This is a genomic window from Pseudomonas sp. NFACC16-2, assembly GCF_900119205.1.
In the GTDB taxonomy this organism is placed as follows: domain Bacteria; phylum Pseudomonadota; class Gammaproteobacteria; order Pseudomonadales; family Pseudomonadaceae; genus Aquipseudomonas; species Aquipseudomonas fluorescens_Q.
The window spans coordinates 57451-79722 of the sequence record NZ_FPIX01000007.1 but is presented as its reverse complement, the minus strand read 5'-3'; the positions used below and the strand labels follow the sequence as shown (position 1 = coordinate 79722).

At 58.7% G+C, this 22272-nt stretch carries 20 protein-coding genes and 2 pseudogenes; 10 read left to right on the top strand and 12 right to left on the bottom strand.

Features of this window, described 5'->3' with window-relative positions; translation table 11 throughout:
- Nucleotides 1-46 precede the first annotated feature (46 nt).
- Entirely contained in the window at nt 47-1072 is a 1026-nt protein-coding gene (locus tag BT116_RS31400) for an RHS repeat-associated core domain-containing protein (protein WP_256572585.1), read from the top strand.
- A gap of 109 nt (nt 1073-1181) precedes the next feature.
- Here BT116_RS31400 and BT116_RS08630 read toward each other — a convergent pair.
- Nucleotides 1182-1625 (bottom strand): annotated as a pseudogene (locus BT116_RS08630) (DUF2780 domain-containing protein).
- Nucleotides 1626-1850: 225 nt separating this feature from the next.
- On the opposite strand from BT116_RS08630, the gene BT116_RS08625 reads away from it, so the two are divergent.
- Nucleotides 1851-2246, top strand: a complete 396-nt coding sequence (locus BT116_RS08625; protein WP_139197655.1) for a DUF3757 domain-containing protein — start codon at nt 1851-1853, stop codon at nt 2244-2246.
- Between the two features lie 36 nt (nt 2247-2282).
- On the opposite strand, the gene BT116_RS08620 is transcribed toward BT116_RS08625, so the two are convergent.
- On the bottom strand, nt 2283-2861 hold the full coding sequence (locus BT116_RS08620; RefSeq protein ID WP_072342304.1) for a DUF2780 domain-containing protein: 579 nt from the start codon (nt 2859-2861) through the stop codon (nt 2283-2285).
- A 301-nt stretch (nt 2862-3162) separates the two neighbouring features.
- On the opposite strand from BT116_RS08620, the gene BT116_RS08615 reads away from it, so the two are divergent.
- The 6 genes from BT116_RS08615 (at nt 3163) to BT116_RS08590 (ending at nt 7944) form a co-directional block, all read left to right on the top strand.
- Complete coding sequence (locus BT116_RS08615) at nt 3163-3585, top strand: DUF3757 domain-containing protein (RefSeq protein ID WP_072342301.1); 423 nt, start codon at nt 3163-3165, stop codon at nt 3583-3585.
- 105 nt (nt 3586-3690) lie between these two features.
- The gene (locus tag BT116_RS08610) at nt 3691-4266 is read left to right on the top strand and encodes a hypothetical protein (protein ID WP_072342298.1); all 576 of its coding nucleotides are present in this window, start codon (nt 3691-3693) and stop codon (nt 4264-4266) included.
- A 725-nt stretch (nt 4267-4991) separates the two neighbouring features.
- Nucleotides 4992-5264 (top strand): hypothetical protein, encoded by a 273-nt coding sequence (locus BT116_RS08605; RefSeq protein ID WP_072342295.1) that lies wholly within the window; start codon nt 4992-4994, stop codon nt 5262-5264.
- Between the two features lie 179 nt (nt 5265-5443).
- The gene (locus BT116_RS08600; RefSeq protein ID WP_063324053.1) at nt 5444-5656 is read left to right on the top strand and encodes a cold-shock protein; all 213 of its coding nucleotides are present in this window, start codon (nt 5444-5446) and stop codon (nt 5654-5656) included.
- Nucleotides 5657-5680: 24 nt separating this feature from the next.
- Nucleotides 5681-6769 carry an RHS repeat-associated core domain-containing protein gene (locus tag BT116_RS30095; protein ID WP_083569122.1) on the top strand — a complete coding sequence of 363 codons (1089 nt, stop codon included), beginning with the start codon at nt 5681-5683 and terminating at the stop codon, nt 6767-6769.
- A 149-nt stretch (nt 6770-6918) separates the two neighbouring features.
- A complete protein-coding gene (locus BT116_RS08590; protein WP_072342292.1) occupies nt 6919-7944 on the top strand; it encodes an RHS repeat-associated core domain-containing protein in 1026 nt (341 codons plus the stop codon).
- A gap of 120 nt (nt 7945-8064) precedes the next feature.
- Here BT116_RS08590 and BT116_RS30445 read toward each other — a convergent pair.
- Nucleotides 8065-8195: pseudogene (locus BT116_RS30445) on the bottom strand (formaldehyde dehydrogenase, glutathione-independent); the annotation flags it as partial.
- 121 nt (nt 8196-8316) lie between these two features.
- Between BT116_RS30445 and BT116_RS30090 the strand changes: the two are divergent.
- Nucleotides 8317-9327: an RHS repeat-associated core domain-containing protein gene (locus BT116_RS30090; protein WP_083569121.1), complete on the top strand. Its 1011-nt coding sequence runs from the start codon at nt 8317-8319 to the stop codon at nt 9325-9327.
- 104 nt (nt 9328-9431) lie between these two features.
- Here BT116_RS30090 and fdhA read toward each other — a convergent pair whose 3' ends face one another.
- The 8 genes from fdhA to BT116_RS08545 form a co-directional block, all read right to left on the bottom strand.
- Nucleotides 9432-10631: a formaldehyde dehydrogenase, glutathione-independent gene (fdhA, locus tag BT116_RS08580; RefSeq protein ID WP_063324052.1), complete on the bottom strand. Its 1200-nt coding sequence runs from the start codon at nt 10629-10631 to the stop codon at nt 9432-9434.
- A gap of 155 nt (nt 10632-10786) precedes the next feature.
- On the bottom strand, nt 10787-11644 hold the full coding sequence (gene purU, locus BT116_RS08575; RefSeq protein WP_063324051.1) for a formyltetrahydrofolate deformylase: 858 nt from the start codon (nt 11642-11644) through the stop codon (nt 10787-10789).
- A gap of 206 nt (nt 11645-11850) precedes the next feature.
- Entirely contained in the window at nt 11851-12483 is a 633-nt protein-coding gene (locus BT116_RS08570; RefSeq protein ID WP_072342289.1) for a sarcosine oxidase subunit gamma, read from the bottom strand.
- 135 nt (nt 12484-12618) lie between these two features.
- Nucleotides 12619-15636 carry a sarcosine oxidase subunit alpha gene (locus BT116_RS08565; protein ID WP_072342286.1) on the bottom strand — a complete coding sequence of 1006 codons (3018 nt, stop codon included), beginning with the start codon at nt 15634-15636 and terminating at the stop codon, nt 12619-12621.
- Nucleotides 15633-15962, bottom strand: coding sequence for a sarcosine oxidase subunit delta (locus BT116_RS08560; protein ID WP_014340581.1), 330 nt, complete (start codon nt 15960-15962; stop codon nt 15633-15635). The genes BT116_RS08565 and BT116_RS08560 overlap by 4 nt, the downstream gene beginning before the upstream one ends.
- A gap of 14 nt (nt 15963-15976) precedes the next feature.
- Nucleotides 15977-17227, bottom strand: coding sequence for a sarcosine oxidase subunit beta (locus BT116_RS08555; RefSeq protein WP_003206307.1), 1251 nt, complete (start codon nt 17225-17227; stop codon nt 15977-15979).
- Nucleotides 17228-17248: 21 nt separating this feature from the next.
- A complete protein-coding gene (gene glyA, locus BT116_RS08550) occupies nt 17249-18502 on the bottom strand; it encodes a serine hydroxymethyltransferase (protein WP_072342282.1) in 1254 nt (417 codons plus the stop codon).
- Nucleotides 18503-18881: 379 nt separating this feature from the next.
- Nucleotides 18882-19586, bottom strand: a complete 705-nt coding sequence (locus BT116_RS08545) for a TraX family protein (protein ID WP_083569120.1) — start codon at nt 19584-19586, stop codon at nt 18882-18884.
- 195 nt (nt 19587-19781) lie between these two features.
- Between BT116_RS08545 and BT116_RS08540 the strand changes: the two genes are divergently transcribed.
- Entirely contained in the window at nt 19782-20822 is a 1041-nt protein-coding gene (locus BT116_RS08540) for a threonine aldolase family protein (protein ID WP_072342276.1), read from the top strand.
- A gap of 219 nt (nt 20823-21041) precedes the next feature.
- Here BT116_RS08540 and gbcB read toward each other — a convergent pair whose 3' ends face one another.
- Nucleotides 21042-22142, bottom strand: coding sequence for a glycine-betaine demethylase subunit GbcB (gene gbcB, locus BT116_RS08535; protein ID WP_060743118.1), 1101 nt, complete (start codon nt 22140-22142; stop codon nt 21042-21044).
- Between the last annotated feature and the right edge of the window lie 130 nt (nt 22143-22272).

Here is a 22272-nt window from a genome sequence, read left to right as displayed (position 1 = left end):
GATGCTGGTGGTCCGGATTTTTGGACCCTTGCATGGAGCCCGGTGCATGCCTACTGCCCCTCGCGAAATCGTATTGTGCCGGTACCACTACGACCCGCTCGATCGCCTGACCGATTGTGCGCCCTCCGCCGAGGCCCGCACCCAGCGTTTTTATTGCAAGAGCCGATTGGCGACCGAAATACAGGGAGCGGTGCAACACAGCGTCTTTCAACACGACGACCAACTGTTGGCGCAACTACGGCGCGAGGATGCAAGGGGCGACACCACGCTGCTGGCGACCGATCAACAGCGTTCGGTATTGAACGCCCTCGATGCGACCCGACCGCATCCTCTCGCCTATACGCCTTACGGCCACCGCCCGGCGGAAAACGGCTTGCTCAGTTTGCTTGGGTTTAACGGCGAACGGCCAGATCCAGTGACGGGGCATTATTTGTTGGGGAATGGGTATCGGGCGTTCAATCCGGTGTTGATGCGGTTCAATAGTCCAGATAGTTTGAGTCCGTTTGGGGAGGGTGGGTTGAATGCGTATGCGTATTGTGGAGGGGATCCTAGAAATAAAATGGATCAGACTGGCCACATCGGAATATTTAGTCGAATATTCAGCGGAATATTCAGCTCTATCGGCCAAAATTTAACTCCAGTAGAGAAAATACTTAAAGGTGCCAAAGTAAAATTCGGAAAGGAAATTCTCGTCCCGCGACTTCCAGAAACTTCCGGCCCCTCCATTCAACTAAGTAAGTATTCGAGCGACGAAATAGCTGGGCTTTCAAATGAGCTAAACATACATAACAGTGCAATTTACGATCAAGTAATTAGCAAAATCTATCATCCGATAGATGCTCCAATGAGCGCACAAAGTTCTCAAACAATCGCGGACATCAACGAACTATTATCTAACCATAAAATCATTGACTATCAGAATCCGCCCGGAAGCAGGGTCGCGAACATACACCATCTAGTGGACTCTATAAAGCTTCATAGAAACTTGATCGAAGCACAGGCAAAGGCCCAGCATCTTCCAGCTTTCAGAACGTCAAAGCTAGCCAGCCAGCGACAAACCATCCGACGCTAACCCCCAGGCCAGGCTAGCAAAGGTATTTTAATGATTATGGATAACCCAATTTTAATAATAGCGCTGGGCAGATTCACCACTCGCGTCCCATGCAGCTTTGTACAACAGGCTAACTATTCACGCACCAGTGCCCGCCGCCCCCCCCCCAAATGCCACTCAGGTTCTGGAGCGACGAACTAGCCCCTGCTGTCCGAGATATTGAAGAATCACCGGAGCAAACCACCCAATCATCCCGCTGTCCATGCCCAACGCACTGAAGGCGTTGTTTACGTTGACGTTCCCCAGCAAGCCATCGAGCAAGGCATTTTTATCCGCCCCACCACCAAGCAAACCGCCCAGACCATTAAGCCCGCCAATGGCACTGTTACCAGCAATCTGATCAAGACCCGGCGGCTTTCGATGCGGCAGCCACGGCGCCCTCCCCCTGTTCAGCCTGATTACCTTGCATCGCCAACACCACATTGGCCGCATCACTGCGGCTGAACTGCGCGAAGGCCGGGCTGGCGGCCAACGTCAGCAGCCAAGACAGAGCAAAACCGCGTGAAACCTTCATCCCGAACATCCTCGGAACCCTGAAAAAACCGCCCCATCTGTTAATCCTTCAGACGTCTCCGCTTTTCATGAAGTTTTGAGTTCTTATCGCCAAAGGTTAACAGGCAATAACCAACTAATTCCAAATCAACATAACCAACTGTCAGCATTGACAGTAGCCCTCGCCAAGCACAGCCGCAAACATGTCGCCGGGACACATTGTGGAGGCAAGCCCATGAGAAACTTAATGACTGATGGCGGCGCAGGAATTTGCTTACTGATAATCGGCCATGTTCATGCCGCAGAAGTCACCTGTCCGGCTACAACACTCATCCATGGCACCACTGAAACAGTAGAAATTCAGGATGATCGCGAATGGCAGAGCCAGGACCTTGGACAGGAGGCCAATCCAGCGGTGCAGCAATTCAACGGTGCTGAGTTCGCGGTCCATGAACCCGACGAAGATGAACAGGTGCCGAGGAGAGTGATCATTAGCTGCAATTACGGCGAGAACAACCTCACGCTGGATTATCTTGACGTCCAGGAGCCGGCGTCCTTGCCCTGGTCGGCCAACCATTGCGCCAGTCGGGACACCTACTCCTGCAAGCCGGTGAACGCCGACTATTTCAGCTTGAGGTTTTGATGGTTCCGTGGCGGATTTTCGATGTCGCCACCTTCATCAAACACCCGCCCCCGTGCCCCAGATCCCCCCCAGATTCTGCAGCAACGAACCCGCCACGCCCTGTTGGCCGAGGTACTGCAAGATAATCGGGGCAAACTGGCCGATCATGCCGCTGTCCATGCCCAGCGCACTGAAGGCATTGTTCAGGTCGCCGGTGTCCTTGACGTTGCCCAGCAAGCCGTCGAGCAGTGCATTCTTCTCCGATCCGCCCCCGAGCAAACCGCCCAGGCCATTGAGCCCGCCGATGGCGCTGTTCCCAGCGATCTGATCCAGGCCCGGGACACTTTTGCTCAACTCGGAAAACTGCGGCTCGCTGAGTCGGTTCTTCGCCAGCCCCAGCATCGCACCGGCACCGCCGATGGCCTGTTCCGGCGTGATCTTGAGTTCCGATCCCAAGGTGTTGAGCAGCCCGGCGGCTTTCGGCGCGGCGGCCACGGCGCCCTCGCCCTGTTCGCCTTGGTTGCCCTGCATCGCCGACACCACATTGGCTGCATCACTGAGACTGAACTGCGCGAAGGCTGGGCTGGCAGCCAGCGTCAACAAGCAAGACAGAGCAAAACCACGTGAAACCTTCATCCGGGACATCCTCTAGACCATGAAAAAGCCGCTCATCAAGAGCGGCGTAAAGCGAGCGTTGGACTGGCGCGGATGCAGATTGTTCCTAAACGTATTACAGGAATGGCCGATAGCCATTACAGAAAAATCTTCCAAGGCCGTCAGAAGTGTCTGATTCAATGAAAAATGCGCTTTTTCTTATAGCTATAAGTTACCAAACATCCATATACAGTTCTGAATTGACATAAATAACTGCCAACATTGACAGTAGCCCGCCCGACCAAAGCCGTGAATCGTTGATCTGAGCCCTGGAGCCTGGCACATGAGAAAAATACTGGCTGGAGGCGCGGCGTTGCTTTTGCTGATCACCGGCCACGCCCATGCCGGTGAAATAACCTGCCCTGCCGTCACTGACATCCATAAAAACATTGAATCGGTGGAAGATGTTTTTTTCGTCGAGGCACAAGACAGCCACGAATGGGAGAGCGAAAGCCTGGTGGACGTGGTCGACCCGGCAACGCTGCAATTCGAAGGCGCCGAGTACGTTATCCATGAAGCCGACGAGGACAGACAGGCAGCCACAACGGCGACCGTCACGTGCCGGTACGGGGCCATAAATCTGAATATGGAGTATCAGCAGATCTTGGAACCGGCCTTTTCAGAGTGGGCGAATAATCGCTGCGAAAGCCCGGACACCAAAATTTGCAGGTTAATGGACGCAGACTACTTCAACCTGTTGCTTTGATCGGGAATGGCAACCGCGTCACTGTTCCTGCACAGCATTTCAAGGCGCCCTGCCATCGCCTGCACCGTTACCGTACAGTGCGGCTTTCTCCTGCAGAGTTTGCCTATGAACGTAAAAATCGGCGGCGCGGCCCTCGCCGTCATCCTGACGGGCATGCTCATTGTCCTGGGCGTCAACGAGTACCAGCGTGGCCCGCTGAATCCGGAACTGGCCGACGGCACCAGCGAAGAACAAAAGACCTGGCTGACCATCGAACACCGCATCAAGCGCTCCGCCCCGACGCTTACCGATGTGACCCGCGACCAGCAAACGCTGACGTTGCGCTACCGTCCAAACACCGCCGCGGATGACAGCAACGCCTGGGTTGCGGACCTGCTGCGGGTTGTCGGCCATGGCCTGGCGGCACTCAACGGCGCACCGGGGGGTAAGCAGTACACGCAAGTGACCGTCAAGGCGCGCCTGCTGGCCGATGATGACGTGAAGCTGGTCTACGACATGCAAGGCTTCGACGCCATCAAGACGCAACAGGATGGCTACGTCACCTTCGCCAGCATGCCCCGTAGCCTGGACTTCAGCGCCGATGCCCTGACCCAGGCGCAAGACTATTGCCAAGGCCCCAGCGCCCGGGGCTTCTACCCTGAGTTCTGCGACCGGGTCGAGGCCGCGACTGCACACCAATAACCGGGTGGCGAGGGAGCTTGCCCTCGCCACGATTGATCGTTCCCATGCTCCCGCGTGGGAATGCCGCCAGGGACGCTCCGCGTTCCGCTTCTGGAGGGTGACGCAGAGCGTCACGGGATGCATTCCCACGCAGAGCGTGGGAACGATCAAACTGCACACCAATAACCGGGTGGCGAGGGAGCTTGCTCCCGCTCGAGTGCGAAGCGCTCGCCGCGGGTATCGGAAAGCAGGGGCTGCTCTCCCATTGTGGCGAGGGGATTTATCCCTGCTGGGCTGCGCAGCAGCCCTAAAGCCGCGAACTCGATCTTCCTGACGCATCGAGTTGTCTGGTTTGGGGGCTGCTTCGCAGCCCAGCGGGGATAAATCCCCTCACCACAACGGAAGCGGTATTCCCGCCTGAATACTCACGACCAAAAATCCCACAAATACTTGGGAAATCCCCCGCAACTTCGAACCTTGCACCGCTCCACAGGCGAAACCTATAGTTCTTCCCGTCGTCCACATGGCGACTCGGGTTTGGCGACTCGATAAACTACGGTCAGAAGCCCTGCTTTTTGGCACGGGCTTTTGCACTCGAAAAACTACTTAATGGTAGTTGTGCGCGGGAGACCTGAGGTCTGCCGGAGTCCGTAGCTATCCGGTTCGCCAACCCGCGTACAGCTGCCACCCATTCGTTTGGCGACGAGTGAGTGGCGGCATCCACCAAGCTACGGGAGTTCTACCCAATGAACCGATACGTCCCCATCACCGGCGTCGACTGCACCCCCGCCACCCTGCTTATCGACACCCAAGCCCCCCTCGACGTCCTCTACGAAACCGCCGCCTACCGCATCCGCGCCGCCACCCAACTGCTGGAAAACATCGCCTTCCGCGAGGAGATCAGTTCCGACGCCGTCGTCCTCCACGACTTCGCCCTGCTCCTGGCGATTCCGTTGCGCGATGGCTGCGACGTGCTGGACGTGATCGGCCGCCGCTTGCAGGCGCAAGCCATGGCATGACTGCCACGTGACCGTGATCTGAATATCACCTGCAATCGGTTATTCCCTCTCGGTATTGCCTACTGTCAACTCTGACAGTAGGCAACGATTTACCCCGATCCTAAGCTCCCGTCGTGTCAACGAAAACAAGGCCATGGGCAACCACGCCTTTATCCATTCGGACAAGCAGGACAATAAAAATGAACGACCGAATCAAGGGAACCGTTAAATGGTTTAACGATGCAAAGGGCTATGGCTTCATTTCTTGCGGCAAGGGTGGCGAGGAATTGTTCGTTCACTACTCGGCGATATCCGGCGAAGGCTATAAAACCTTGAAAGAGAGACAAACCGTCTCCTTTGAAATCGAGCAGGGAAGCAAGGGAATGCAGGCCACCAAAGTTACGCCGGAATAATCGGTCCATTCAGGGAGCCAACCCATGTCTGCTAACCGTGAAACACCGCTCTGTCGCTACCATTACGACCCATTGGATCGTCTGGCCGACTGTTCACCATCGACCCAGGCCAGTACCCAGCGCTTTTATCTGCAAAAGCGCCTGGCCTGCGAGATACAAGGTTCTATAGGGCGTCCGATTTTCCGGCAGGCCGATCAACTCCTCGCGCAACAACAGCGTCAGAACGGCGCCGTCGAAACCACTTTGCTTACCACCGATCAACAACGCTCGGTATTGCACGCACTCAATGCAACGCAGCCTTATGCCCTTATCTATACGCCTTACGGCCACCGCCCGCCGGAAAACGGTATGCTTAGCTTGCTCGGCTTCAATGGCGAACGGTCGGACCCGGTGACGGGTCATTATTTGCTGGGTAATGGTTATCGGGCATTCAACCCGGTGTTGATGCGGTTCAACAGCCCAGACAGTTTCAGTCCGTTTTGGGCGGGTGGGTTGAACGCCTACGTCTATTGTATAGGCGACCCTGTTAACAGCACTGACCCTTCGGGGCACTACGTTAGCTTTTCCAGTCTTTGGAAAACCTTTTTAAACTTCTTAAGACCTCGGACACCAAATACCCCGTCACCCGCGACTTCGTTTCAAGCCACGACTGTAAACGCAGCAAACAGTGCTTCCCGGATCGTAAATTCGGGTTCGATGGCTTCAGCTTCGTCCAAACCATTGCGCGGGCCTATTCCCACCCCAGCCCCCCCCAAAAATGCCACATCGCCCGGCTTCCAAGACTCAATCAGCGCTGGGGCTCCTAGCAGTTCTATGCCAGAGCAGAGACTTCCAAAAATTGGACCGTTACCACCATTGCCTGCCAATGCACGACTGCACACTTATTGGTCGTTCCCTCGGGCTACAGAACGGCCTACAAATATTTATCACTCGCCCAGCACTAAGGACCCGAAAACACCTCCTACAACGCGTCAAGATTTGTATATACCTATTCCGACTGAGCGCTTCTCACCCATGGAAACAATATTTGAGTCACCAAAAGACCTGCGGCTTCGGCAACAAAAGGCCCGGAAAATTATTGAAAGAGGAAAAAGAATTCGATACGACTGGTAAATAGAGCAGCGTCAATTTAAATCCCTGAGTAAGTTAACGTGAGTGACGTATTTTCCCACTCGGCCCTAACAGAGTTGCTAGTCGACGACTTTAACCAATTGTGCCACAGTAACTTTTGAAATACGCGTACGCTCCAGGGAGTACTGTCGATGCCATTCGAACGCGAAAACGTACTCTGTCGATACCGCTACGACCCGTTGGATCGCTTGGCCGATTGCACGCCAACAGCCCAAGTCAGCTCCCAACGTTTCTACCTCAAGGATCGTCTAGCCACAGAAGTTCGGGGGACGGCGCAGTGCTCCATTTTTCAACTGGAGGACCAACTCATGGCGCAGCAACAACGCCAGGAAGACACTGTCCAAACCACTTTTCTCGCCACCGATCACCACCGGTCGGTATTACAAACGCTCGCCGCAACGCAGCTTCACCCTATCGCTTATGCGCCTTACGGTCACCGAGCCCTGGAAAACGGTCTACTCAGCCTGCTCGGCTTCAACGGCGAACGATCGGACCCGGTGACGGGGCATTATTTATTGGGAAATGGTTATCGAGCGTTCAATCCGATGTTGATGCGGTTCAACAGCCCAGACAGTTTGAGTCCATTTGGAAAGGGTGGATTGAATGCGTATGGATACTGCGTTGGGGACCCTGTGAATCGAAGCGATCCGACGGGACATCTACCTAACTTTTTAAAGCCTGTACTAAGGCACCTAAAAATCATAAAAAGACCGAATCCGGCTACGATCATAGACGTTCATGGCATAACACTTCCTGCAACGAACGACATAAAAAATATAGATATATTCATATCCCCTACAGAGGAATTTTTAATATTACCTATAGGCCCTGAACATGAAGTTCCACGCATTTCCCGATTCGAATTCAAACTATGGAAAGACAGCAACAAAATAATCAAACAAGAAAGATTCTTAGCCCATCAACTAAAAAACTCCGCCAACCTCACATCCGAAATAGAAGACCTTCACGAAATCATTCAAAAAACACTAGAATCTAGAACGACTCACAAAGCTAATCTGCACAGGTATGAAGCGGGAATCAAGCAGATGACTGACGAGGCCTTCCAACCAACATCGTTCTTTTTTACCTATCCTGGTGGCCCTCCAACTTACGAGTGGGCAGAGCAGCACTCACGACAAATACGCAATCAAACTTAAATCTTATCTTACCAAGCAAAATAGAATCGAAATTTATTAGTTGCTACGTTTCCACTGAAGAAACCCCCGAAAAAAGGGCGACATCACTGTCGTCCTTTTTTCCGTCTTGCCCTTTGCCGCTTACGTCGCGCAAAAAAACTTGTGCGGTTCAATCAAAAACTTCTTCGGTGCGTCATGCAGTCTGATCACCTGTACACGATTTCAGCAATGTTGATACGGTCCCACATGATCGCCTGCACCAGTGGGCGGTTTCATTTCATGAGTGAGGGCTGGCTGCTGCGGGCAGCTAAACCTAACACTTCTGCTAGCTAGACAGCCGACCTTCTACCTGAACATGATGTTGCTATCTGTATTTTCCATAGAACAAAGCCCATGTCCTCCGCAGATGAAACCGTGCTCTGCCGTTACCACTACGACCCACTGGATCGTTTGACCGACTGCACACCACCGACCCAGGCCCGCGCCCAGCGCTTCTACCTGAAGGAGCGCCTGACCAGCGAAATCCAGGGCCCGGTAGAGCGGTCGATTTTCCAACAGGACGAGCAACTCCTGGCGCAACAACAGCGCCAGGATGGCGCCGTCGGAACCACTTTGCTCGCCACCGATCAACAACGCTCGGTGCTACACGCGCTCGATGCCACGCAGCCTCATCCCCTCGCCTATACCCCGTACGGCCACCGCCCTGCGGAGAACGGCTTACTAAGCCTGCTCGGCTTCAATGGCGAACGGCCGGACCCGGTGACGGGGCATTATTTGTTGGGCAATGGTTATCGGGTGTTCAATCCGGGGTTGATGCGATTTAACAGTCCGGACAGTTTGAGTCCGTTTGGTAAGGGTGGGCTGAATGCATATACCTATTGCGACGGGGATCCGCTTAATAGGCGGGATCCAACAGGACACTTCTTTTTTCCTAAAGGGTTTAACCCTATCAAAGGGCTCAGAAACTTGTTGGGCCAAAAAAAATCCCCCCATAAAGCTGAAGCCCCCTCGCCGACCAAACAATATGCTGTGGGTTACCATGGCACTACGGATAGCAGCGCACAAAATTTGCTCAACCGCGGAGTTCTGGATGGATATGCAGGGGCCAACAGCAAACCGGAAGACTTGGTACTGGGTGAAGGATTCTACATAGCCACAGATCCCGGAGTTGCAGAGGAATACGCTCGTTCATTGCTCTCAAAAAGCGAACGAACAGTCGTACTAAAAGTATACGTAACCGATATGCCTTCAAAAGCACTCGACATTGACTATTACCGAGGCGAGGGGATGAGCGAGGGGATAAAGTCTTTGCGCCCTCATATCTATGAGGATATTTCATTTAAATACCATGGTTCTTTCAGGCGCAACCCTATGACTGTTCAAGTCAATCAGGTCCGCCAATGAATAGGCTTCGGACCTTGGTGCATGCATGCGGCGAGCAATGAAAATAACGACTAACAAAAAAGGGCGACATAACTGTCGCCCTTTTTTCCGTCTTGCTTCCAACCTTACGCCGCACTAAACAACTTATGCGGATCAATCACAAACTTCTTCGGCACGCCCGCATCGAACTCGCCATAGCCCTTCGGCGCATCATCCAGGCTGATCACCTGCACACCGACGATTTCAGCAATGTTGATGCGGTCCCACATGATCGCCTGCATCAACTGGCGGTTGTACTTCATGACCGGGGTCTGGCCGGTGTGGAAGCTGTGGGATTTGGCCCAGCCGAGGCCAAAACGGATGCTCAGGGCACCGATCTTGGCGGCGGCATCGATCGCGCCTGGGTCTTCGGTGACGTAGAGGCCGGGAATACCGATCTTGCCGGCGACACGGGTCACCTGCATCAACGAGTTGAGCACGGTGGCCGGGGCTTCGTGCTTGACGCCGTCATGGCCGTGACCACGGGCTTCGAAGCCAACGCAGTCGACGGCGCAATCCACTTCTGGCTCGCCCAGCAGTGCGGCGATTTGCTCGTGCAGCGGGGTGTCGGTGGAGAGGTCGACGATTTCGAAGCCCTGGGCCTTGGCATGGGCCAGGCGGACTGAGTTGACGTCACCGATGATCACCACTGCCGCGCCCAGCAGGCGTGCGGAAGCGGCAGCCGCCAGGCCAACCGGGCCGGCACCGGCGATGTAGACGGTGCTGCCAGGGCCAACACCAGCAGTGACGGCGCCGTGGTAGCCGGTCGGCAGGATGTCGGACAGGCAGGTCAGGTCGCGGATTTTCTCCATGGCCTTGTCGCGGTCCGGCAGCTTCAGCAGGTTGAAGTCGGCGTACGGCACTAGCACGTATTCGGCTTGGCCACCGGTCCAGTCGCCCATGTCCACGTAACCGTAGGCACCGCCGGCACGGGCCGGGTTGACGGTCAGGCAGACGCCGGTGTGTTGCTCTTTGCAGGAACGGCAGCGCCCGCAAGCCACGTTGAACGGCACCGACACCAGATCACCGATTTTCAGGTTCTCGACATCGCTGCCCTTTTCAATCACTTCACCAGTGATTTCGTGACCCAGGACCAGACCGGTCTGAGCCGTGGTACGGCCGCGCACCATGTGCTGGTCGGAGCCGCAGATGTTGGTGGAGACCACGCGCAGGATGACACCGTGCTCAATCTTCCTGCCGCGCGGGTCCTGCATTTTTGGATAGTCGATTTTCTGTACTTCAACCTTACCTTGGCCGAGATACACGACACCACGATTACCAGACATGCTTTCACCTCGCTGTTGTTTTTGTGGAACTGCGTTGCCCAGGCAGGCAGCGCGTTGATTGCTCGGGTTAGTGCTTGTGTCTTTGTTTCTTTGTTGTCTGTAAGGGCCTCATCGCAAGCGAGCTCGCAAATGGACTGCGAAGCGGCCCCAAAAATCTAAAGAACGACAGTGCGATTGGCGTTCAAGAACACCCTTCTTTCGATGTGATACCCCACGGCCCGGGCCAAGGTGAGCCCTTCGATGTCCCGCCCCTTGGCAATCAGGTCTTCGGGATAGTGGCTGTGGTCCACCACTTCCACGCCCTGGGCGATGATCGGACCTTCGTCCAGGTCGTTGTTGATGTAGTGCGCCGTCGCGCCGACCAGTTTCACGCCCTTGTTGTAGGCCTGGTGATACGGCTTGGCACCCTTGAAGCCCGGCAGCAGCGAGTGGTGGATGTTGATCGCCTTGCCGTCAAGCTTGCGGCACAACTCCGGCGACAGCACTTGCATGTAGCGCGCAAGGATCACCAACTCGGCACCGGTGTCTTCGATCACCTGCCACACCTGCCGCTCCTGGGAAGGCTTGTCGTTCGGGTCCAGGGGGAAATGGTAGTAGGGAATCTGGTGCCAGTCGGCCAACGGCTTGAGGTCGGGGTGGTTGGACACCACGGCCACCACGTCCATGGACAACTGGCCGATGCGCTGGCGGTAGAGCAAATCGTTGAGGCAGTGATCGGCCTTGGAGACCATGATCACGACTTTGGGCCGATAGTTGGGTGGCGTCAGTTCGAAGACCATGCCGAAGGCTTCGGCACGCTCGGCCAGGCCGGTGCGGAAATTCTGCTCGTCAAAACCATCCGGTTGGCGAAATTCCACGCGAATGAAAAAACGCCCCGAGAGCCGGTCGTCGAAGGAGTGGTGCTCAGTGACGTAGCAGCCCTGCTCGAACAGAAAGCGGGTCACCGCGTCCACCGTACCGAGCACGCTGGGGCAGTCGGCGGTGAGAATCCATGTGTCTGGTGCACGACTCATTGCGGTGACTCCTGTTTGTTATGGCTAAACCCCCGCACAGCGCAGAACCCTGTGGCGAGGGGATTTATCCCCGCTGGGCTGCGAAGCAGCCCCAAAAGCTTGATGCGATCGGCCTGATACACCGAGCTGGCTGGTTGAGGGCTGCTGCGCAGCCCAGCGGGGATAAATCCCCTCACCACAAAAGTGTTCGGCTTTAGAACGTGTTTTTAGGCCTGCACGCTCAATCCATACTCAGCCGCGGCATCCTGCAACCACAGCCACCAGTAATCGGAGAAGCTGCGGCGAATCACCAGTTCCCAGGTGTCTTCGGCGGTGTGGCGGATCACCAGTTGCGACTTGGCGAACACCGTGCCCACAGCCTTGCCCACCGGGAAGTTGCTGGGGTGAACATCGTAGCTGGTGGATTTCATCAGCACGTCGCGCACGTTCGGACCGGACAGTTCGAGGATCTGCTGGCCGCCGCTGACGTTGACGATCTGGATGTGCAGGTCGCCCAAAGCTTCACGCAGTTTCTGCTCGGCAGCGAACTCTTCGCCGGTAGGCACTACCAGCAGCCACTCGTCCGGGCCGAGCCATTGCAGGCTGGTTTCACCCTTGACGATAACGGTCAGGGCGCCTGGCAATTCCAGGCCCAGGGCCTTGTGCACGCCGGCGGCGAACGCCGGGTCGTGACCGTCGCCACGGAGGGTCAGGTGGCCCAGGAGTTTTTTCTCGCGCACGGTGACACCGGCGTTCTTGCGGCCCTTGCCCACCAGGCTGGCGAGGTCGGCATGGTGCAGCGACGACTCGGCCTTGGCCCCGGTGGTTGGGCGTTGTTGGTACACGTTGACTGCGGTCATGTGGAGCACCTGTCTCGTAGATTGATCGTTCCCACGCGCTGCGTGGGAATGCCGCCATGGACGCTCTGCGTCCGCTTTTGGGACGCTCTGCGTCCCGGGATGCATTCCCACGCAGCGCGTGGGAACGATCAGGTATCAAATATTCTGCCGATCCCCCTTCGGATCGAAGAACACCGAAGAAACAATCTCTGCCTCGATCACGCTGCCGTCGGCCAATGGCGCGAACACGCGCTCGCCCATCCGCTTGAGGCCGCCCCTGACCACACCCATGGCAAATGAATAACCCAGGGAGTTGTGGGCATAGCTGGAGGTCACGTGGCCAACCATGGTCATCGGGATCGCCTGCTTGGTGTTGAACACCAGTTGCGCGCCTTCCGGCAGCCAGACATTCGGGTCGATCGGCTTGAGGCCCACCAGTTGCTTGCGGTCTTCACGCACGCAATCTTCGCGATTCATGCCGCGCCAGCCGATCCACGAGAACGGTTTGGTGCGGCCTACGCACCAGCCCATGTTCAAGTCGTCCGGGGTCATCGAGCTGTCGGTGTCCTGGCCGACGATGATGAAGCCCTTCTCGGCCCGCAGTACGTGCATGGTCTCGGTGCCGTACGGGGTCAGGTTGTATTTCTTGCCCGCCTCGACGATCTGCTCGAGCACGCCCATGGCGTAGTCGGCCTGCACGTTGATTTCGTACGACAGTTCACCGGTGAACGAGATCCGGAACACCCGCGCCGGCACGCCGCCCACCAGGCCTTCCTTCCAGGTCATGAACGGGAAAGCGTCCTTGTCCAGGTCGATGTCAGTGACTTCGCTCAGCAGCTTGCGGCTGTTGGGGCCCGACAGGGTCATGGTTGCCCAGTGGTCGGTGACCGAGGTGAAGTACACCTTCAGGTCCGGCCATTCGGTCTGGTGATAGATCTCCAGCCATTGCAGCACGCGCGCCGCGCCACCCGTGGTGGTGGTCATCAGGAAGTGGTTGTCCGCCAGACAGGCCGTTACGCCGTCGTCGAAGACCATGCCGTCTTCCTTGCACATCAGGCCGTAGCGGGCCTTGCCCACGTCGAGCTTGGTCCAGGCGTTGGTGTAGACGCGGTTGAGGAACTCACGGGCATCCGGGCCCTGGATGTCGATCTTGCCCAGGGTCGAGGCATCGAGCAGGCCGACGCTGTCACGCACCGCCTTGCATTCGCGCTTGACCGCGGCATGCATGTCTTCACCGTTTTTCGGGAAGTACCAAGGGCGCTTCCACTGGCCGACGTCTTCGAACTCGGCACCGTTCTTCACATGCCAGGCATGCAGCGCGGTGAAACGCACCGGCTCGAAAATGTGCCCGCAGTGCCGGCCAGCCACCGCGCCGAAGGTCACCGGCGTGTAGTTCGGACGGAACATGGTGGTGCCCATCTGCGGGATGCTCACGTTCAGCGAACGAGCCGCGATGGCCAGGCCGTTGACGTTGCCCAGTTTGCCCTGGTCGGTACCGAAGCCCAGTGCGGTGTAGCGTTTGACGTGTTCCACCGACTCGAAGCCTTCGCGGGTGGCGAGTTCGATGGCGGCGGCAGTGACGTCGTTCTGCAGGTCGACGAATTGCTTCGGCGCCCGTGCAGTGGATTTTTCGTGAGGCACCTGGAACAGCGCCAGGGTCGGCTCTTCATGACGGCTCAGGGCCTTGGGCAACACGCCCTCCACTGCCTTGAAGCCGGCTTCGCTGGCCGCGCGCACGCCGCCCTCGAAGCCATCGGCCAAAGTATCGCCGAGGCTGTAGACACCGTTCACACCACCGACGCATACGCGCTTTTGCGGTGCTTCGCCCGGTACGAAACCGAGGATGTCTTCACGCCAGATCGGCTTGCCGCCCAGGTGCGACGCCAGGTGAACCACCGGGCTGTAGCCGCCGGAGCTGGCCACCAGGTCGCAGTCCAGCCATTCGCCAGGACTGGTGACTTTATGGGCGCGGACGTCGATCGCGGCAACACGTGCCCCGGTGACGCGCTTGCTGCCACGGGCTTCGATCACGGCGCTGCCGGTGAGGATGCGGATGCCCTTGGCGCGGGCTTCTTCCACCAGCGCGCCACGCGGGTTGCTGCGCGCGTCGGCCACGGCCACCACTTGCAGGCCGGCGTCGAACCAGTCCAGGGCCACGCGATAGGCATGGTCGTTGTTGGTGCTCAGCACCAGTTTCTTGCCCGGTGCCACGCCGTAGCGACGCACGTAGGTGGACACCGCGCCGGCCAGCATGTTGCCCGGCACGTCGTTGTTGCCGTAGACCAGCGGACGCTCGCAGGCACCGGTCGCCAGCACCACGCGCTTGGCGCGGACGCGGTTGATGCGCTGGCGAACCTGGCCGATCGGTGCGCGGTCACCGAGGTGATCGGTGAGGCGCTCGTGGATGGTCAGGAAGTTATGGTCGTGGTAACCGTTCACCGTGGCGCGAGGCAGCAACACCACTTCTGGCATCGCGCGCAGTTCGGCCACCGCCGCAGCGACCCATTCGGTCGCGGGCTTGCCGTCGAGGCTCTCACGGGAGTCGAGCAGGCTGCCGCCGAACTCTTCCTGCTCATCGGCCAGGATGACGCGCGCACCGCTGCGGGCCGCGGCCAGTGCGGCGGCCAGACCAGCAGGGCCAGCGCCGACGACCAGCACGTCGCAGTGGCGGTTCATGTAGTCGTAGGTGTCCGGATCGTTCTCGGTCGGCGAGCGACCCAGGCCTGCGGCCTTGCGGATGTACTTCTCGTAGGTCATCCAGAACGATTGCGGGTACATGAAGGTCTTGTAGTAGAAACCCGGCGGCATCAGCTTGCCGCCGACCTTGCCGAGAATGCCCATCATGTCGTTGTTCACGTTCGGCCAGCCGTTGGTGCTGGTGGCGACCAAACCTTGGTACAGCGCCTGTTGCGTGGCGCGCACGTTCGGGATCTGCGTGGCTTCGGTGGCCCCGAGCTGCAGCACGGCGTTCGGCTCTTCGGCACCGGCGGCGAAGATGCCGCGCGGGCGGGAATACTTGAAGCTGCGGCCAATGATGTCGACGCCGTTGGCCAGCAGTGCAGCGGCCAGGGAATCGCCCTCGAAACCTTTGTAGGTCTGGCCGTTGAAGGTGAAGCTCAGCACTTTGTTGCGGTCGATCCGTCCGCCGTTGGACAGGCGATTGATCTGGCTCATACCTTCTCTCCCAGAGCCTGTGCAGCCGCTTTCGGACTGTCAGCCTTGTCGGTGAACTGCGGCTTTTGGCCGATCTTGTAGGTTTCGAGAATCTCGTAGGTCACGGTGTCACGGGTCACGTTGAAGTACTGGCGGCAACCGGCGACGTGGTCCCACAGTTCATGGTGCAACCCGCGTGGGTTGTCACGGAAGAACATGTAGTCACCCCACTCCTCGTCGGTGCAGGCGTTCGGATCCAGCGGACGCGGGATATGCGCCTGGCCGGATGCATGGAATTCCTCTTCGGAGCGCAGTTCGCCGCAGTGAGGACAGAAGATGTGCAACATAGGGATTTCTCCTGTTAGTGGGCGACGGCAGCAGCGCCGTGTTCGTCGATCAATGCGCCGTTGTGGAAACGGTCGATGGAAAACGGCGCGGCCAGTGGGTGCATTTCACCCTTGGCCAGGCTTGCAGCGAAGACGTTGCCCGAGCCCGGGGTGGCCTTGAAGCCGCCGGTGCCCCAACCGCAGTTGAAGAACATGTTCGGCACCGGGGTCTTGGAGATGATCGGGCAGGCGTCCGGCGTGGTGTCGACGATGCCGCCCCACTGACGGTTCATGCGCACCCGCGAGAGCACCGGGAACATTTCGACGATGGCCTGGATGGTGTGTTCGATCACCGGGTACGAACCACGCTGGCCGTAGCCGTTGTAGCCGTCGATACCGGCGCCGATCACCAGGTCGCCCTTGTCGGACTGACTGATGTAGCCGTGCACGGCGTTGGACATGATCACGCTGTCGATGATTGGCTTGATCGGTTCCGACACCAGCGCTTGCAGCGGGTGGGACTCGATCGGCAGGCGGAAGCCGGCGAGCTTGGCCATGTGTCCGGAGTTACCGGCGGTCACCACGCCGACGCGCTTGGCGCCGATGAAGCCCTTGTTGGTTTCCACGCCGATGCACACGCCATTTTCCTTGCGGAAACCGATCACTTCGGTCTGCTGGATCAGGTCCACGCCCAACGCGTCCGCCGCCCGAGCAAAGCCCCAGGCCACGGCATCGTGACGGGCCACGCCGCCGCGACGCTGGACGGTGGCGCCCATCACCGGGTAGCGGGTGTTTTTCGAGCAATCCAGGTAGGGGATCTCGTCGGCCACTTGCTTGGCGTTGAGCAGCTCGCCGTCCACGCCGTTGAGGCGGTTGGCGCTGACCCGGCGCTCGGAATCACGGATGTCCTGCAGGGTGTGGCACAGGTTGTAGACGCCACGCTGGGAGAACATCACGTTGTAGTTCAGGTCCTGGGACAGGCCTTCCCACAATTTCATCGCGTGTTCGTACAGGTGGGCCGATTCGTCCCACAGGTAGTTGGAGCGCACGATGGTGGTGTTGCGCGCGGTGTTACCGCCGCCCAACCAGCCCTTCTCGACCACGGCCACGTTGGTGATGCCGTGTTCCTTGGCCAGGTAATAGGCGGTCGCCAGGCCATGCCCGCCACCGCCGACGATGACCACGTCGTAGACTTTTTTCGGTGTCGGCGTACGCCACATCCGCTGCCAGTTTTCGTGATGGCTGAGAGAGTGCTTGAAGAGGCCGAAGCCCGAATAGCGTTGCATAGTCATTACTCCAAAACCGACTCAGCGATAAACCGGGAAGTCCGCGCACAGGGCCGCTACTTGCTGCGCGACATTGGCCTCGACATCGGCATCGCCGAGGTTGTCGAGAATGTCGCAGATCCAGCCGGCCAGTGTGACGCACTGGGTCACCTTGAAACCACGCGTGGTCACCGCCGGGGTGCCAATGCGCAGGCCCGAGGTCACGAACGGCGATTGCGGGTCGTTCGGCACGGCGTTCTTGTTGACGGTGATGTGGGCGCGGCCCAGGGCAGCATCGGCGTCCTTGCCGGTCAGGCCCTGACGAATCAGGCTGACCAGGAACAGGTGGTTATCGGTACCACCGGACACTACATCGTAGCCGCGCTTGATGAACACGCCAGCCATGGCCTGGGCGTTATCGATCACTTGCTGCTGGTAAGCCTTGAAGGCAGGCTCCGCCGCTTCCTTGAAGCACACCGCCTTGCCGGCGATCACGTGCATCAACGGGCCGCCCTGGGCGCCGGGGAATACCGCGGCGTTGAGCTTTTTCTCGATCTCTTCGTTGGCCTTGGCCAGGATCAGGCCGCCACGTGGACCGCGCAGGGTCTTGTGGGTGGTGGTGGTGACCACGTCGGCGTAAGGCAGTGGATTAGGGTACAGACCGGCGGCGACCAGACCGGCCACGTGGGCCATGTCGACGAACAGCAGGGCACCGACCTTATCGGCGATCTGGCGGAAACGTGGGAAGTCCAGGGTCTTGGAGTAAGCGGAGAAACCGGCAACGATCATTTTCGGCTTGTGCTCGACCGCCAGGCGCTCGACTTCGTCGTAGTCGATCAGGCCGGTGGTGGTGTCGATGCCGTATTGCACCGCGTTGTAGAGCTTGCCCGAGGACGATACCTTGGCACCGTGGGTCAGGTGACCGCCGTGGGCCAGGCTCATGCCCAGGATGGTGTCGCCAGCTTGCAGCAGGGCCAGGTATACGGCGCTGTTGGCCGAAGAACCGGAGTGCGGCTGGACGTTGGCATAATCGGCACCGAACAACTGCTTGGCGCGCTCGATGGCCAGGGCTTCGACTTTGTCGACGTGCTCGCAGCCACCGTAGTAGCGCTTGCCTGGATAACCTTCGGCGTACTTGTTGGTCAGGCCGCTGCCCTGGGCCTCCATCACGCGCTTGCTGGTGTAGTTTTCTGACGCGATCAGTTCGATGTGATCTTCCTGGCGTTGCTCTTCGGCGTTCATCGCCGCCAGCAGTGCATCATCGTAGCCTTGGATTTGGTCTTGCTTGCTGAACATCGCGTCTCTCCCAGCGGCGGCGGTGCGCCTTTCGTCTCGGTGAGGCACGGACCGTTCGGTCGTGCCCTTTGGATGCGATGGTATGGCTGGCGCAGGCATGTCAAATGCCTATGGACGCCACGCAAAGGTGCGTTTACGACATAGGAACAGACATGGTCCTGTTTGGACTAGGGGCATGGTCCTGCTTGAACCAGAGACACGGTCCTTGTGGCGAGGGGATTTATCTGTGGCGAGGGGATTTATCCCCGTTGGGCTGCGAAGCAGCCCTGAAAGCAGGCGCCCCAGAGTGTCAGGTATTGCTTGGATAAAGGCTTTGGGGCTGCTTCGCAGCCCGACGGGGATAAATCCCCTCGCCACAGGTCCCCCATTCCACAAGGGGTTACGCGGCGATCTGGCGAACCACGAGCAACACCAGAAAATGCGCCGGATAAAGGCCATACGCCCAACGCCGCATCGCAGGCGGATGAAAACGACCGGCCTGTCGCAAAACCACTAACCCAAGCCCTGGCGCGATCAGGCAGGCCAACAACCCCCAGAGCGCCACCCCATCCCCCAGCCACGCCGCGCCATACAACTCTCGCCATTGATTGGCCGCCACGCAGACTACCCCTGGCAAAGCCGCGAAATACCAGGGTCGGCGCAACACCAGTAGCGCGGCCAGCGGCAGCAGCACACCGAAGAACCCGAACATCAGCCGCGACGAAAACAGCGCCGCCAATAGCAACGCCATCGCGGCCAGGCACCGCGCCTCCAGGGTGGGCGTCTGCCAGCAGCGCGCCACCAACAACCCCAACACCAGGGTTGGCATCACATTCAGGGTGGTGGGGTCGGGAATGAACAAGCGGTAAGGGATTTCGCTGATGGCACTAAATAGCAGCAGCCAGCCCAGGTAACGCCATGGAGCGACGTGGGTTCCACCGCGCCCCAGGTTCGCCGCCATCGCCAGGCAGAACCACGGGAACGCCAACCGTCCTGGCACATACAACCAATCGACGGAAAAACCGACATATCGCAGATGATCGAGGACCATCGACAAAAGAGCCAGCCACTTGAGCAGGTCCAGGGCGCCGTCACGCCGGCTCATGTGTATAGCGGCCCGAAGACCTTGTGACTTTCTGACAGCAACATCCGGTGTGTTCCCCCGCTAATCTTGGGTAAAGTGCGCACCAGTATCGACCACGGCGCTGTGGACCCAAACACGCCGAACCATGGAACGCCCCATCCAGGCATTCCGCCAGGGATCTCTTTACCCAGGACTCTCTATTCAAGGAGCAAGGCCATGACCGACAAGAGTCAACAATTTGCCAGCGACAACTATTCCGGCATTTGCCCCGAAGCCTGGGCGGCCATGGAAGAAGCTAACCAGGGTCACCAACGCGCCTACGGGGACGACGAGTGGACCCACCGCGCGGCGGACGACTTCCGGGCCTTGTTCGAAACCGACTGCGAAGTGTTCTTCGCGTTCAACGGCACGGCGGCCAACTCTTTGGCGCTGTCGTCGCTGTGCCAGAGTTACCACAGCGTGATCTGCTCGGAAACCGCCCACGTCGAAACCGACGAATGCGGCGCGCCGGAGTTCTTCTCCAACGGTTCCAAACTGTTGGTGGCGCGCACTGAAAACGGCAAGCTGACCCCCGAGTCGATCCGCGAGATCGCCCTCAAGCGCCAGGACATCCACTACCCCAAGCCCCGGGTCGTGACCCTGACCCAGGCCACGGAAGTCGGCAGTGTCTACACCCCGGAAGAAATCCGCGCCATCAGCGTCACCTGCAAGGAACTGGGGCTGAACCTGCACATGGACGGCGCGCGCTTTTCCAACGCCTGTGCCTTCCTCGGCTGCTCCCCGGCCGACCTGACCTGGAAGGCCGGCGTGGACGTGTTGTGCTTTGGCGGTACGAAAAACGGCATGGCGGTGGGTGAAGCGATCCTGTTCTTCAATCACGACCTGGCCGTGGACTTCGACTACCGCTGCAAACAGGCCGGGCAACTGGCTTCGAAGATGCGTTTCCTCTCCGCGCCCTGGGTCGGTTTGCTGCAAAACCAGGCCTGGCTCAAGCACGCCCGCCACGCCAACCACTGCGCCCAATTGCTGGCAGAGCTGGTCAGCGACATTCCCGGCGTGGAACTGATGTTCCCGGTCCAGGCCAATGGCGTGTTCCTGCAACTCTCGGAACCGGCCATCGCCGCGCTGACCGCTCGCGGCTGGCGCTTCTACACCTTCATCGGCAAGGGCGGCGCGCGGTTCATGTGCTCGTGGGATACCGAAGAAGCGCGGGTGAGGGAATTGGCGGCGGATATTCGAGAAGTGATGGCCGGCTAAGTAAAGACTCATTCAAGACCGGGCCCGACCACTGTTGGGCCGAGGACATGATTAACCTGTGGCGAGGGGATTTATCCCCGTTGGGCTGCGAAGCAGCCCTGAAAACCCACAACCGCGCTGTATCAGGCTGACCGAGCTGGCTGTTTTGGGGCTGCTTCGCAGCCCAGCGGGGATAAATCCCCTCGCCACAAGAGCTCATCACCCGCCAGAGAGAACGGATCAGAACTCGATCCGCACATCCCCCTTCGGCACGCTGCAGCACGACAGGATGTAGCCCTCGGCCTCGTCGTCCTCGGTGATCCCGCCGTTGTGGTCCATCTCCACTTCCCCGCCCAGCTTCAACACCTTGCAGGTGCCGCAGATGCCCATGCCGCAGGCCTTGGGGATCATCATGCCGAGCTTGGCAGCCGCAGCGTGCACGGTTTCGCCCGGGCCCACGCGAATGCTCTTGCCAGAGGAGGTGAACTCCACCAGGTGCAGGTCCGCCGCATCGACTTCCGGCGCGTCTGCAGCCTGTTCGGCCTGCTCCACGGCGTCGGCGCGGGCTTCCGGTGGTGTAGCGCCGAAGGATTCCTCGTGATACCGCTTCATGTCGTAGCCGGCCGCTTCCAGCAGGCGCTTGACCGCGGTCATGTACGGGGTCGGGCCGCAGCAGAACACCTCGCGCTCGAGGAAGTCGGGCACCATCAATTCCAGCATCTTGTGGTTCAGATAACCGCGATACCCGGCCCAGGGCTCGCCCAGGCCATGTTTTTCGCAGATCAGGTGCAAGCTGAAGTTGTCGATCCGCGACGCCATGTGTTCCAGCTCGCGGTGATAGATGATGTCCTTGGGCGAGCGGGCGCTGTGGATAAAGGTCATGTCGACATTGGCGTTGGTGTCGTAGAACCAGCGCGCCATGGACATGCACGGTGTGATCCCCACGCCACCGCTCAGGTACAGGACTTTCGGGCTCGGAAAATCGATGGCGTTGAACAACCCCACCGGCCCGTGCACCGCCAGCTCCTGGCCTTCATGCAGGGTGTCGTGCAGCCAGTTGGAAACCTTGCCCCCCGGCACGCGCTTGATGGTCACCGAAAAACTGTAGGGCACCGACGGCGAACTGGAGATGGTGTAGGAGCGCATGATCGGCTGGCCTTCGATTTCCAGCTCCAGGGTGACAAACTGCCCCGGCTTGAAAAAGAACATGATTGGCTGGTCGGCCATGAAGCAGAACGTGCGCACATCCCAGGTTTCCTGGATGACTTTGACGCAACGTACGATATGTCGGCCATTGGCCCAGGTCTGGGTCGTGACCGGGTTCAGGAAGTTATTGGACATGCTGATCTCCACGGCCGACTGCCGGCCTTCATGTTGGCGATTGTGCGCAGGCGCCTGAACGGCCATTTACCTATCTGCGACATTCACATACTTATCGCGACCAGCCCTTAACTACCGGGGCTTGCGCGTC

Bases quoted from the DNA above. Each gene is read 5' to 3' on its own strand.
- BT116_RS31400 (WP_256572585.1), top strand. From the start codon at position 47: ATGCCTACTGCCCCTCGCGAAATCGTATTGTGCCGGTACCACTACGAC.
- BT116_RS08625 (WP_139197655.1), top strand. From the start codon at position 1,851: ATGACTGATGGCGGCGCAGGAATTTGCTTACTGATAATCGGCCATGTT.
- BT116_RS08620 (WP_072342304.1), bottom strand. From the start codon at position 2,861: ATGAAGGTTTCACGTGGTTTTGCTCTGTCTTGCTTGTTGACGCTGGCT.
- BT116_RS08615 (WP_072342301.1), top strand. From the start codon at position 3,163: ATGAGAAAAATACTGGCTGGAGGCGCGGCGTTGCTTTTGCTGATCACC.
- BT116_RS08610 (WP_072342298.1), top strand. From the start codon at position 3,691: ATGAACGTAAAAATCGGCGGCGCGGCCCTCGCCGTCATCCTGACGGGC.
- BT116_RS08605 (WP_072342295.1), top strand. From the start codon at position 4,992: ATGAACCGATACGTCCCCATCACCGGCGTCGACTGCACCCCCGCCACC.
- BT116_RS08600 (WP_063324053.1), top strand. From the start codon at position 5,444: ATGAACGACCGAATCAAGGGAACCGTTAAATGGTTTAACGATGCAAAG.
- BT116_RS30095 (WP_083569122.1), top strand. From the start codon at position 5,681: ATGTCTGCTAACCGTGAAACACCGCTCTGTCGCTACCATTACGACCCA.
- BT116_RS08590 (WP_072342292.1), top strand. From the start codon at position 6,919: ATGCCATTCGAACGCGAAAACGTACTCTGTCGATACCGCTACGACCCG.
- BT116_RS30090 (WP_083569121.1), top strand. From the start codon at position 8,317: ATGTCCTCCGCAGATGAAACCGTGCTCTGCCGTTACCACTACGACCCA.
- fdhA (WP_063324052.1), bottom strand. From the start codon at position 10,631: ATGTCTGGTAATCGTGGTGTCGTGTATCTCGGCCAAGGTAAGGTTGAA.
- purU (WP_063324051.1), bottom strand. From the start codon at position 11,644: ATGAGTCGTGCACCAGACACATGGATTCTCACCGCCGACTGCCCCAGC.
- BT116_RS08570 (WP_072342289.1), bottom strand. From the start codon at position 12,483: ATGACCGCAGTCAACGTGTACCAACAACGCCCAACCACCGGGGCCAAG.
- BT116_RS08565 (WP_072342286.1), bottom strand. From the start codon at position 15,636: ATGAGCCAGATCAATCGCCTGTCCAACGGCGGACGGATCGACCGCAAC.
- BT116_RS08560 (WP_014340581.1), bottom strand. From the start codon at position 15,962: ATGTTGCACATCTTCTGTCCTCACTGCGGCGAACTGCGCTCCGAAGAG.
- BT116_RS08555 (WP_003206307.1), bottom strand. From the start codon at position 17,227: ATGCAACGCTATTCGGGCTTCGGCCTCTTCAAGCACTCTCTCAGCCAT.
- glyA (WP_072342282.1), bottom strand. From the start codon at position 18,502: ATGTTCAGCAAGCAAGACCAAATCCAAGGCTACGATGATGCACTGCTG.
- BT116_RS08545 (WP_083569120.1), bottom strand. From the start codon at position 19,586: ATGAGCCGGCGTGACGGCGCCCTGGACCTGCTCAAGTGGCTGGCTCTT.
- BT116_RS08540 (WP_072342276.1), top strand. From the start codon at position 19,782: ATGACCGACAAGAGTCAACAATTTGCCAGCGACAACTATTCCGGCATT.
- gbcB (WP_060743118.1), bottom strand. From the start codon at position 22,142: ATGTCCAATAACTTCCTGAACCCGGTCACGACCCAGACCTGGGCCAAT.